Below are 11,164 nucleotides of genomic sequence, written 5' to 3'. Positions count from 1 at the left end.
TAAAGGCCTTGAGGCGGCGAACAGCTTCTTTCAGGGTATCCAAATCTGTCGCATAAGACAAGCGAACATTTTCAGGGGCACCAAAGCCAGCTCCCGTTACTAAAGCAACCTCAGCTTCTTCTAAAATTGCTGTAGTAAATTCCGTCACATCTGTATACCCCTTCATCTCCATGGCCTTCTTGACATTTGGGAAAAGATAGAAGGCTCCTTGAGGTTTGATGGCTTCAAAACCAGGTACTTCATTCAACAAAGGATAAATAGTATTCAAGCGCTCTTCAAAAGCTTGGCGCATAATCTCAATAGCAGATTGATCTCCTGTGAGGGCTTCGATTGCGGCATATTGGGAAACGGTCGTTAAGTTGGAAGTTGTTTGGCTGATCACCTTGGCCATAGCTCCGATAATCTCAGGATCTCCTACAGCAAAACCAACCCGCCAACCTGTCATAGCATAGGTTTTAGAAACTCCATTTATCACGATAGTTTGCTTGCGAATCGCTTCTGATAAGCTAGAAATGGGCGTAAAGGTATTGCCATTGTAGACCAATCGTCCATAGATATCGTCTGCCAAAATCAAGATGTCATGCTCGACAGCCCAATTTCCGATTGCTTCGAGTTCTTCTTTACTGTAGATCATCCCTGTTGGATTGGATGGCGAATTCAGCAAGACAACTTTGGTCTTGTCTGTCCGAGCTGCTTCCAGTTGCTCAACCGTTGCCTTGAAGTGATTTTCTTCTGTTGTTTGGAAAGTAACAGGTGTGCCTTCAACCATCTTAACCTGGTCTACATAAGAAACCCAGCAAGGGGTTGGAATGATGACTTCATCACCTGGATTGATGACAGAAGTAAAGAAGGCATAAAGGATAAACTTGGCACCAGTACCGACCACAACCTCATTTCGGTTCACTGCATAACCATAAAACTCTTTCATATAGTCGCTAATAGCATCCTTCAATTCTGGAAGTCCAGATGCGACCGTATAAAAGCTAGCGCGACCATCCTCAATGGATGCGACTGCTGCTTCTTGAATATTTTTGGGAGTCGCAAAGTCAGGTTGACCCAGGGTCAGACTTAAGATATCACGACCTTCTGCTGCCAAAGCTTTGGCACGCGCATTTGCAGCCAAGGTCACACTTTCTTCCATTTCCAATACACGATTTGATAATTTCATATTTCCTCCTCAAATCTTAAAAAACACCGGTGACTTTCCCAGTCTTGAAATCCACCACATAATAAGAGCTCCCAGCCTTGACTTCCCAGATCGGTTTGCCTTTAAAGCGTCCAAAAGTTACACGATCAATCGCGTCCTGACTCTTCTCTTTGACGACAGAAGCTGCCTCTTTAGAACTAACTCCTTCTTTCAAAGGGTAGGTGTAGACTGCATCATCCGCCTGCGCCACCAAAACCGCAAGTTCTTGCCCCTCTTGGTCCTTGCCAATAAAGGAAAGATACGCTTCTTTGCCGTGAAAGAAACTCTCCGTCTCAATAGTAGCAATTGAAGAGTGAGACAGAGCTATTTTTCTTGCTTGTGCCATTTGATCCTGCAAGCGATCAGAAGTTTTTTCAGCAAGAAATAGCCAAGAAAAAAGCACCGTCAGAACTAAGACACAGATTCCTATTATATGTTGCCATATGATAAAAAGATAATTTTTCTGTTTCACTCCCTCATTATACACCAAAGCTACATAGAATTCTATAGATTTTCAAGAAAGAATTGTTACTAATATTTCATACCTGTTACAATGTTTTAGTATAAAATTGTTTGATAAACAAACTAAAATTAACACCTTGTATATTTTATGTTCATAGTTCAATAAATTTGTCACAATTTTGTAACTAATTTGAAAATAAAATTAAACGACAGAAACACTATTTATTGATAAAATATAGATATGGAAAATTTAAAGAGATTATTCAAAGAAGCAAACGTAGATTTAAAAACCATGATCGTCTTCCACAAGGCAGAACGATTGATCCGTGCGTCTGAGGCTCATATCTTTAAAAAGCACCAGTTGACACCAACTCAATTCTCTGTTCTTGAAACCTTGTACAGCAAAGGTGATCTTCGCATTCAAGATCTGATTGATAGCATTCTTGCGACCTCTGGAAATATGACTGTGGTTATTCGCAATATGGTCCGCGATGGTTGGATTACACGCGAAACCGATCCAGAAGACCGCCGTGCTTATCTTGTATCTATTACAGATGCCGGTCGTAAAAAGATCGAAGAAGCTCTTCCAGATCATATCAAAAATATTCAACGCTTGATGCAAGTCTTTAATAGTGGTGAGCAAGCTGAGTTGACAGAACTCTTGAAGAAATTCAAACATATCGCCTAAGCCTACTGCTCAAGACGATTCTGACTCCAAAATCCTCTATTTTGGAGTTTTCATCGTGCATTCTCTTTATCTAACAGATCAAAAAATATTCCTGACGCTTCTCAGGAATATTTTTATTTATTCTTTCACAAAGACCCATTCTTTCTCTTGCGATAAATCCTCATGATAAGAGAAACCTGCTACGTCTAATGATTTCAAATCTTCTAGATGAGTGATTTCTTCCTTCATCATAGCTGTCACCATGGCCCCACGTGCTTTTTTTGAAATCGTCGAGTGAATCTTCAGGGTTCCACCACGATTCTCCATGAATTTGATCCGAATCATTCGCTCACGAATGGCTTTTGAAAAGACTTGTTCAAACTCAGAAGACAAAAGAGATAAGATCTGTTCTTCATCTTCTACTGCCCGATCATAGTCCTCTTTCCAGAGTACCTTTAGAGATTTTCCAGCTGGTTTTAGCTTCATCATAAAATCCAAGCGATGGGGAGCAATCCCTTCATAGGCAGGTAGCACACCATATAAAGCAGTCGTGATTAACAAATGCTCCTGCAGATAAGCCTGCTCTTTTTCGGATAAGTCTTGACGCTCGATACTACGATACATAAGGCCATCAAACAGTTCCAAAGCAGGATAGGTTTTAGCACTCCCAGCTAACAGAGCCTCAATTCTTTCTTTTTCTACTAGGGCTCTTTCTTCTGAGATGCCGTAAAAGGTCGCTAATTCTTCTAGGGAGAATGCCTTCAAAGCTTGAAGGATGGTTTTTGTGTTCTCTGACAAGGGTTGGGGCTCGACGATACGAGCCTGTTCGTTCAGTTCTTTGGCGGATGGAATTAATAGTTTCATAGGTCTATTGTACCATATTTTTCAAATTTTCTTGACAAGAGTTTTTATAAATGTTATTATCTAGTTATGAAAACTAGATTAAAGAAAGGTGAAGATTTCGTGTCCACTTTTTCCTATCCAACGTGGGAGCAACTGCCTGAGCTAGACCTCTATCTCGATCAGGTCCTTCTTTATGTCAATAAAACCTGTGCACCTGTTCTCTCTTCTTCAGACAAGGGCTTGACGGCTGCCATGATCAACAATTACGTAAAACATGGCTATGTCGAAAAACCAGATAAGAAGAAATACCAGCGTAGACAGGTGGCTCGCTTGATCGCTATTACAACCTTAAAAACGGTCTTTTCTATTCAGGAGATCGCTTCTACTTTAAATTTCTTGCAGGATCAGGCAAGCTCAGATCTTCTCTATAATAGCTTTGTCGCTTATCTCAATGAGCAAAAAGAGCCGATCGCTCCCATCATTCGCTCTGCCTGTCAGACAGTTCAACTCTATCTTGAAACCCTTTCTTATATTCAACCAGTAAAAACGGAGGAAGAAACTGATGAATTACACCATGAAACTAAGTAAAAAATTATCCTTTGGAGAAGAGATCGCTAATAGCGTAACCCATGCTGTTGGCGCCCTTCTCATGTTGATCTTGCTTCCAATCTCAGCAGTCTATAGCTTTGAGCAACACGGTCTGCTCAGTGCTTTTGGGACTTCTATCTTTGTGATCAGTCTCTTTTTGATGTTTCTGTCTTCGACCGTCTACCATGCCATGTCTTACGATTCACCTCAAAAGTATGTGCTTCGTATTATCGATCATTCCATGATCTACATTGCGATCGCAGGAAGTTATACACCGGTTGTCCTTACCTTGATGAACAACTGGATGGGCTACAGCATTATCTTGATCCAATGGGGGACCACCATCTTTGGTATTCTCTACAAAATCTTTGCCAAAAAAGTCAATGAAAAGTTCAGTCTCGCTCTTTACTTGATCATGGGCTGGTTGGTCATCTTTATTATTCCCCAAATCGTTAGCCAAACCAATCCGATCTTCTGGGGTCTCATGCTCATGGGCGGCCTGTGCTACACAGTTGGAGCTGGCTTTTATGTTAAGAAAAAGCCTTACTTCCACATGATTTGGCACCTCTTCATCCTGGCAGCTTCTGCTCTTCAGTATTTAGCCATCGTTTACTTTATGTAATACTGCCACCACTCTTCGGAGTGGTTTTTTTGTGATTTTTTCTGTACAATAGTAAAAAACTGTATGGGGACAGTCAGGATGAAGACGAGCAAATACCAACAAATTATTCATGTTCTAAAAAAAGCCATTCAAGATGGAAAACTGGAAACTGGACAGAAAATTCCTTCTGTTCGTCAGTTAGCCAGTCAATTTTCTTGTAGTAAGGACACGGTGCAACGAGCCTTGCTGGACTTGACTTACCAGCACTTCCTCTATGCTAAGCCTCAAAGTGGCTACTATGTTTTGGAGCAAGAACCTAATCGACATGAGGATCTTCCACTAAAATTAGAGAAAGACCGCAACCAGGCTTTCGAGGACTTCCGGACCTGTATCAATGAAACCTTGATTGGTCGGGAGAATTATCTCTTTAATAACTTTTCGGACCAAGCAGGATTACTAGAGGTACGCCAATCGATCCAAGACTTATTGAAGGAAGAAGGTATTTATACGACTGCGGATCAGATTGTTTTGACTGCTGGTACCCAGCAGGCGCTCAATATCCTCAGCCAGATTGACTTTCCCAATAAAAAGTCTCAGATCTTGATCGAGCAACCGACTTATCATCGGATGAACCAACTCTTAGATTCGCAGCAACTTGCCTACCGTACCATTCAACGAAATTTAATGGGAATTGATCTCGAGGAACTTGAAGAGATTTTCAAAAGTGGCCATATCAAATTCTTCTACACGATCCCCCGTTTTCACTATCCGCTCGGTCATAGCTATTCGACCAAGCAGAAAGAAGCGATCTTGCAACTAGCTGACCAATATGATGTTTACCTTGTTGAGGACGACTATCTTGGAGATCTTGATGGCAGCAATGCTCCTTCTTTTCATTATTTGGATCAAAAGAACCGTGTCATCTATATCAAATCTTTTTCGACCAATCTCTTTTCTGCTCTTCGCATCACTTCCATGATCCTTCCCCAAGCCCTTCTAAAGCCGGTCTTAACCTATAAGACGATTCTGGACTATGATAGCAATCTCATCATGCAAAAGGCCTTGAGTCTCTACATTGATAACGGTATGTATCTGACCAATAAAAAGCGACTCCTAGCCAGAAAAAGAGAGGTAGAAGCCAGTCTAAAGACCTTGATGGCCCAGTCTCCTCTTCTTCCCCATCTGACCCTGACCCACGATGGGATCCTTCTAGGACTCAGCCAAGTTCAATCCCTTGCTGCCTTAAAACACAGTGGACTCCCGCTTGATTTCTTTGAAGCAGCCTACATCACTTCTTGTCCTTATCAACTCGCCAAGATCAAATCGGCAGATGTGGGCAATGTTTTACCAAAGCTTACGCCTTTTTTTGAAAGAGAAACCCTCGTATAGACTATACGAGGGTCTTTCTTATTTCTTCAATTGCTCATAAACAAGTTTGGCATTTTGAAGGCCGATCCGATAATCGAGGCGGATCAGGCGAATCGCTTCCATCTCTGGTTCTTTGAGGTACTTCTCTCTTTGTTCCTTGGAAATACTACCTGGTTTTAGAAGATAATGAGTAAATTGATTTCTGACTTTATTGAGCTCAACTTGAAGGGTGAAGTAGAGTCCAAATAAGACAATCACAACTCCCATCATGATCAGATCGTTTGACATGGTGTATGCTCCCTTTTTCTGTTCTTTTCTTTATTGTACAGCTTTCAAGAAAGAAAAACAAGAGGCTGGGACAAAAGTCCTAGCCTTTCAATTGTTTTTGGATTGTCGAGCAAGACGCAGTGGTTGAGTGGGCTCTACTACGCTGATTTCATCAGCTTTTACAKYCCTACTCAACTGTGCGGAGGTGGGACGACGAAATCGAATTCTAACGAATTACCGATTTCTGTCCCACTCTCCTTGTTTGTCCTTATTTCATCATCCCAGCCTGGAGGTTATACATTTTCTTATACGTTCCTCCTAGAGCAATGAGTTGGTCGTGATTGCCCGATTCGATGATTTTTCCTTTATCGAGAACATAGATGCAATCGGCATCTTGGATGGTAGAAAGGCGATGAGCAATGGCAATGGTTGTCCGCCCTTGGCGCATCTTCTTCAGAGAGTTTTGGATCATCTCTTCCGTCTCTTGGTCGATATTGGCAGTTGCCTCATCCAAAATGAGGATCTTAGGCTGGGGTGCAATGGTCCGGGCAAAAGCCAGAAGCTGACGCTGACCGGTCGATAAGGTAGAACCCCGCTCTGTTACCGGATGATCATAGCCACCAGGTAGACTCTCAATAAAGTCTGCTACATCCACAAATGCAGCTGCTTGTCGGATTTCCTCATCTGTCAGTTCTTCATGATACATTCGGATATTAGAAGCAATGGTTCCATGATAGAGGAAGGGTTCCTGCAACACTAGACCAATGGACTTGCGCAAGGCTTCCTGGCTGTAGTCCTTGATATCCTGTCCATCAATCAAGATCTGGCCACGATCAAATTCATAAAAGCGCATGAAGAGATTGATAATAGAGGATTTACCAGAACCAGTATGGCCAACAAAAGCGATGGTTTGTCCGTTTTTGACCTCAAAGGAGATCTCTTTTAGGACATCCCGTTTGCCATCATAAGAAAAAGATACATGCTCAAAACGAATATCCCCCCGCTCAATTTCTTTCAGGCTACTAGCTTGCTTGGGCTCATAGTCGTCTCGATCCATCATCTCAAAGACACGACCTGCAGAAATGGTTGAGGTCTGCAAGGTTGCAAAGTTCTGCGTAACATCAATCAAGGGTTGGAAAAGCTGGCTAACATACTGGATAAAAGCATAGATAAGACCTGCCGTAAAGCCAGAGGACTGCCAATTTAGGCCGAAAAAGGTTAGAATGACCGCATAAGCCAGGACCTGTAACAGGGTCATAGCTGGCCTCAAAAAGAGGGAATTGACATCCACAGATCGGTTGGCGTAATCCAAATGTTCCCCATTAATCTGTTCGAATTCATCCGTCAAACGCTTTTCTTGACGAAAGGCCTGCACGATCCGCATTCCTTCGATAGATTCCGATAATTTCACATTGATATCTGATAATTTTTGTCGGGTCATCTTGACCAAGCGATTGGATAACTTGCGATAGAGACGGATGGAAAACCAAATGATGGGAAGAAAAGGCAGGATCCAAATGGTCAAATGCCAGTCCAAGCTAAACATGGTTACTAGAGTGACTAGAAAGAGTAAAAAGGATGAAACCAGGCTTGAAAAGACCGTAGAAAACATATCTGCGACTGCCTGTGTATCATTGGTCACCCGCGAGACAATCGAACCTGCTGCTGTCTGGTCATAAAAGGACATGCCCAGCCTTTGAAGATTTTGGAAAATATCTAAACGGATATCTCTTACGATAGAATTGGATACACGCGCAAAGGTTAACTGACTCAGATAAGTTGCCAGCACGCGCCCAATGAATAAGCCATAGTATAGAATGAGAAACTGAAAAGCTGTCAGTACTGGAGAGCCGGCTTCTGTTGGATCCACTAGGTGGTCAATATACCAGCGAGCTGCAAGAGGGATCGCCGTCAATAACAGACTAGTTAGAAAGGTAAAGGCTAAGGCTAGGGCCGTTAACCATTTATAACGCCACATGTAAGTCAAGAGCCGCTTCATCACATGAGCTTCAGATGTTTTCATTCAGCTTTCCCTCCATTTCTTCTGATAATTGTTGGGCTTGATAGGTTTCATAGTACCAACCTTTTTGAGCCATTAATTCCTCGTGATTTCCTCGCTCCTTGATCTGTCCATTCTCCATTACCAGAATCAAATCCGCATGAACGATCGCTGATAGGCGATGGGCTGTGATGATCGTTGTTTTCCCCTTGCGTTCCTGCTTCATATTTTCAATGATTTGGTGCTCCGTTTTAGCATCTACTGCAGACAGGGAATCATCTAAGATCAAGATCTCAGGATTCATGACCAAAGCACGACTCATGGCAATCCGTTGCTTTTGCCCGCCAGAAAGAGAGACCCCTCTCTCTCCCAGCACTGTCTCCATCTGGTCTGGCATGGCCAGAATATCCTCATAGACTCCACAAGTTCTCAGAGCCTTCATCACCTCTTCTTCCTGGATCTGTGGATCTGAAAAAGCTACATTCTCGCGAATGGTCATGGCAAAGAGGATCTGATCTTGAGGGACGTAACCGATCAAGCTTCGAAGATCTTCTAAGCGATAATGTTTGATGGAGATCCCATTTAACAAAATATCTCCCTGCTCCAAGTCATGCTCTCTGAGCAAGAGACGCAACAAGGTGGTCTTTCCAGATCCAGTTGGTCCTACAATTCCAAGGGTTTGCCCTTTTTCTAAATGAAAGGCAACCTTCTCAAGGACAGGCTCTTTCTCATAGGCAAATTCTTTAATGTCATATTCTAGATCTCCGTTTTGGATGTCTGTGACTGGTTGACTTGGATCTTGGATATCAGGTGTTTCTGCTAAAAGTGTCTCAATCCGATCATAGGAGACGCTAGCCCGCTGACTAATATTAAACAAGAAGCCCATGGCTTGAAGGGGCCAGACGAGCATATTAAGGTAGGTAATAAAAGTTACGATTTGTCCAACCGTCAGGCTCCCTTCCTGAACAAATAGCCCCCCGAAGTAGAGCGTCAAAACATAGGAGAGACCGACAAAAAGAAGAGTGGTCGGATCAAACAAAGCATTGTAACCGGCTGAAGTCATATTCTTTGAAAAAACCATTTGATTGGTTTTTTCAAAAGCCCGAATCTCATCTGCCTGAAAGCCAAATGATTTAGTCACCTTGACTCCTGATACTGATTCCTGAACAAAGTTGTTCAGCTCTGAGAAGCCTTCTTGGGCTTCTTTGAAGGCTTTGTGGTTTTTGCGTCCAATGGCGGAAGTCACTACCACCATAACCGGTAGGGGCAAAATAGCCAAGAGGGTTAAGCGCCAATCAATCATGAAAAACATGCTGACTAGAGTCACCAAGGCCGTCACGGAAGCATCCACTGCAGACATAACGCCGCCACCAGCAAACATGGTTACCGCATTGATATCATTAGTAGCATGGGCCATGAGATTCCCTGTCCGATAACGCTGATAAAAAGACGGAGACATGAGCGTAAATTGCTTAAACAAACGGTAACGCAAGATCCGAGCCAACTTATTAGCCGTCCCAAAAATATAGCGTCTCCAGACAAAACGAAGACCATACATGGCTAGAGCTGCGAGGACCAAAAGGGCGATATCCACAACTAACTGCCCCAGTGTCAGCCTTCTTTTATCGATCAAATCGATCACAAGTCCCATGATTCTTGGAGGAATGAGGTTTAAAAAACTAACCAAGATCAAGGACCCTATCCCGATCAAGTATCGCTTCTTCTCTAAATTAAAAAACCAAGATAATTTCCTCAACAGATTCATCTTATTTCCCCTTTTTGGTGAGTTGCCAGCTACTATCCACCAGAGCAAACAAGTCCTCATCAGCAATTGCTCCATCTAAGGGGATACTCACCCAATATTTTTTATTCATATGAAAAGCTGGATAAATCCCTTTCTGCTGGATGAAATGGGCTACTTGATCAGACTTAACATTCAAAACTTCTATTTTCCCAGACTTGCCAGCATCCAGTTTTTTCCAATCAATGGTCATAAAGACACCATACCACTTGAGGGTGTCTCGGTGGCGAATAGCGCCGGATTCCGGAGATCTTTCCCACAAATACTCAATCGTTCCCTGATAGTGCAGGGAGATATAGGCCATGAGACGCTTGGCTTGAGGATAGAGAAATTCTTCTACCTCAAAACAAGCTTGGCGGATCCTTGCAAGACTTTCCTGACAAGCTTCTCTGACTTGGCCAACGAAATTTCCTTGTAGCTGTTCCAGATGGATCTGGATATACTCGTCCCCTGTATCCTGATCATAGACCTGAAAAGAAATCTTCCGGTCGCAGACCTGGACATTTAAGAGAAAAGTGTCCGATAAGACGGGACACTGGTACTCATAGCCTGCCCCTTTCTTCTCAAATCCGTAAGCCAATCCCTTTTCTGGCTGAAAGGTGTACCGGTCAAAATAATGCTCTAAAAACATTTCCTCTCCCTTATTCATTTTTACACTAGAAGAGGCTGGAAACAACGTCCCCAACCTTGATAACGGATCTTCAAAACTACTTCAAGCAGTGATCGTTTCTTTTTTAAAACACAATGCGCGTGCCATGCAGTTGACAAACACCCAATTGCTCCAAAAAGAGCTGACGATTGTCAAGGGTCACACCTCCACCTGGCAGGATCTGAATCTTTCCCTTAGCCGCATCTAATAAACGATGATAGTGGGCAAAACGTTGCTCTAGTGGGTCACCTGGACTTCCGGCTCGTGTTAAAATGCGGGCTACACCCTGATCAGAAAGCCACTCAATCGCTTCTAGCTGATCTGTATGAGCTAACTCATCAAAGGCCATATGAAAGACCACCTCTGCCTCTCCACAGGCTGCTAGTAAAAGCTGCATGACCTTCTGGTCCAACTTTCGATCGCTCGTCAGCGCACCCAGAACAAAACAAGTAACCCCTATTTCTTTCGCAGCACGAATATCCGTCAGCATAGCTTCGACTTCCAGATCAGTGTAGACAAAATCTCCACCACGGGGCCGAATGATCACACATAGATCCACAGACTTCGCTCTTGTCAGTTTGATTGCTTCATTGATCACACCTATACTCGGTGTGGTCCCGCCTACTGCCAGGTTGTCGCACAGTTCAATGCGACCTGCCCCAGCAGCAATCGCCTTATCAATATAAGTTAAATTCTCTGCACAAAATTCAAAGACAAGCATGACAACTCCAAT

Annotated in this window: 12 protein-coding genes; 4 read left to right on the top strand and 8 right to left on the bottom strand. The window is 43.0% G+C overall.

Annotated elements, in window-relative coordinates:
* On the bottom strand, nt 1-1,168 hold a 1,168-nt coding region (locus tag ADH92_RS09945), incomplete at its 3' end, for a pyridoxal phosphate-dependent aminotransferase (RefSeq protein WP_049498298.1).
* Between the two features lie 16 nt (nt 1,169-1,184).
* Complete coding sequence (locus tag ADH92_RS09940; protein ID WP_239681870.1) at nt 1,185-1,532, bottom strand: cell wall elongation regulator TseB-like domain-containing protein; 348 nt, start codon at nt 1,530-1,532, stop codon at nt 1,185-1,187.
* A 357-nt stretch (nt 1,533-1,889) separates the two neighbouring features.
* Between ADH92_RS09940 and ADH92_RS09935 the strand changes: the two genes are divergently transcribed.
* A complete protein-coding gene (locus tag ADH92_RS09935; RefSeq protein WP_003001765.1) occupies nt 1,890-2,336 on the top strand; it encodes a MarR family winged helix-turn-helix transcriptional regulator in 447 nt (148 codons plus the stop codon).
* Between the two features lie 117 nt (nt 2,337-2,453).
* Here ADH92_RS09935 and yaaA read toward each other — a convergent pair whose 3' ends face one another.
* Entirely contained in the window at nt 2,454-3,179 is a 726-nt protein-coding gene (gene yaaA / locus ADH92_RS09930) for a peroxide stress protein YaaA (protein ID WP_049498297.1), read from the bottom strand.
* 66 nt (nt 3,180-3,245) lie between these two features.
* Here yaaA and ADH92_RS09925 point away from each other — a divergent pair, with 66 nt between their 5' ends.
* From ADH92_RS09925 to ADH92_RS09915, 3 genes are all read left to right on the top strand, one after another.
* Complete coding sequence (locus ADH92_RS09925; RefSeq protein ID WP_049498294.1) at nt 3,246-3,746, top strand: DUF1836 domain-containing protein; 501 nt, start codon at nt 3,246-3,248, stop codon at nt 3,744-3,746.
* Entirely contained in the window at nt 3,721-4,368 is a 648-nt protein-coding gene (gene trhA / locus ADH92_RS09920; protein ID WP_049498292.1) for a PAQR family membrane homeostasis protein TrhA, read from the top strand. The genes ADH92_RS09925 and trhA overlap by 26 nt, the downstream gene beginning before the upstream one ends.
* Before the next feature lie 63 nt (nt 4,369-4,431).
* A complete protein-coding gene (locus tag ADH92_RS09915; RefSeq protein WP_049498290.1) occupies nt 4,432-5,736 on the top strand; it encodes an aminotransferase-like domain-containing protein in 1,305 nt (434 codons plus the stop codon).
* 18 nt (nt 5,737-5,754) lie between these two features.
* On the opposite strand, the gene ADH92_RS09910 is transcribed toward ADH92_RS09915, so the two are convergent.
* The 5 genes from ADH92_RS09910 to ADH92_RS09890 all read right to left on the bottom strand — a co-directional run bounded on the left by ADH92_RS09910 (nt 5,755) and on the right by ADH92_RS09890 (nt 11,152).
* Nucleotides 5,755-6,003: a hypothetical protein gene (locus ADH92_RS09910; protein WP_049498288.1), complete on the bottom strand. Its 249-nt coding sequence runs from the start codon at nt 6,001-6,003 to the stop codon at nt 5,755-5,757.
* Between the two features lie 247 nt (nt 6,004-6,250).
* Nucleotides 6,251-8,005, bottom strand: coding sequence for an ABC transporter ATP-binding protein (locus tag ADH92_RS09905; protein ID WP_049498286.1), 1,755 nt, complete (start codon nt 8,003-8,005; stop codon nt 6,251-6,253).
* Nucleotides 7,992-9,746, bottom strand: a complete 1,755-nt coding sequence (locus ADH92_RS09900; RefSeq protein WP_049498284.1) for an ABC transporter ATP-binding protein — start codon at nt 9,744-9,746, stop codon at nt 7,992-7,994. The genes ADH92_RS09905 and ADH92_RS09900 overlap by 14 nt, the downstream gene beginning before the upstream one ends.
* Before the next feature lies 1 nt (nt 9,747).
* Nucleotides 9,748-10,413: an MmcQ/YjbR family DNA-binding protein gene (locus ADH92_RS09895; protein WP_049498282.1), complete on the bottom strand. Its 666-nt coding sequence runs from the start codon at nt 10,411-10,413 to the stop codon at nt 9,748-9,750.
* A 103-nt stretch (nt 10,414-10,516) separates the two neighbouring features.
* Nucleotides 10,517-11,152, bottom strand: coding sequence for a copper homeostasis protein CutC (locus ADH92_RS09890; protein WP_021153351.1), 636 nt, complete (start codon nt 11,150-11,152; stop codon nt 10,517-10,519).
* Nucleotides 11,153-11,164 lie beyond the last annotated feature (12 nt).

The sequence above is a fragment of the Streptococcus parasanguinis genome (assembly GCF_001073155.1).
In the GTDB taxonomy this organism is placed as follows: domain Bacteria; phylum Bacillota; class Bacilli; order Lactobacillales; family Streptococcaceae; genus Streptococcus; species Streptococcus parasanguinis_D.
Note: the sequence above shows the minus strand (reverse complement) of the source record. Positions and strands in the feature narration are given on the sequence as shown.

What these genes read in the sequence shown, in the direction of transcription:
- trhA (WP_049498292.1), top strand. Translation starts at nt 3,721, where the DNA reads ATGAATTACACCATGAAACTAAGTAAAAAATTATCCTTTGGAGAAGAG.
- ADH92_RS09895 (WP_049498282.1), bottom strand. Translation starts at nt 10,413, where the DNA reads ATGTTTTTAGAGCATTATTTTGACCGGTACACCTTTCAGCCAGAAAAG.
- ADH92_RS09905 (WP_049498286.1), bottom strand. Translation starts at nt 8,005, where the DNA reads ATGAAAACATCTGAAGCTCATGTGATGAAGCGGCTCTTGACTTACATG.
- ADH92_RS09890 (WP_021153351.1), bottom strand. Translation starts at nt 11,152, where the DNA reads ATGCTTGTCTTTGAATTTTGTGCAGAGAATTTAACTTATATTGATAAG.
- ADH92_RS09910 (WP_049498288.1), bottom strand. Translation starts at nt 6,003, where the DNA reads ATGTCAAACGATCTGATCATGATGGGAGTTGTGATTGTCTTATTTGGA.
- ADH92_RS09940 (WP_239681870.1), bottom strand. Translation starts at nt 1,532, where the DNA reads ATGGCACAAGCAAGAAAAATAGCTCTGTCTCACTCTTCAATTGCTACT.
- ADH92_RS09935 (WP_003001765.1), top strand. Translation starts at nt 1,890, where the DNA reads ATGGAAAATTTAAAGAGATTATTCAAAGAAGCAAACGTAGATTTAAAA.
- ADH92_RS09915 (WP_049498290.1), top strand. Translation starts at nt 4,432, where the DNA reads ATGGGGACAGTCAGGATGAAGACGAGCAAATACCAACAAATTATTCAT.
- ADH92_RS09900 (WP_049498284.1), bottom strand. Translation starts at nt 9,746, where the DNA reads ATGAATCTGTTGAGGAAATTATCTTGGTTTTTTAATTTAGAGAAGAAG.
- ADH92_RS09925 (WP_049498294.1), top strand. Translation starts at nt 3,246, where the DNA reads ATGAAAACTAGATTAAAGAAAGGTGAAGATTTCGTGTCCACTTTTTCC.
- yaaA (WP_049498297.1), bottom strand. Translation starts at nt 3,179, where the DNA reads ATGAAACTATTAATTCCATCCGCCAAAGAACTGAACGAACAGGCTCGT.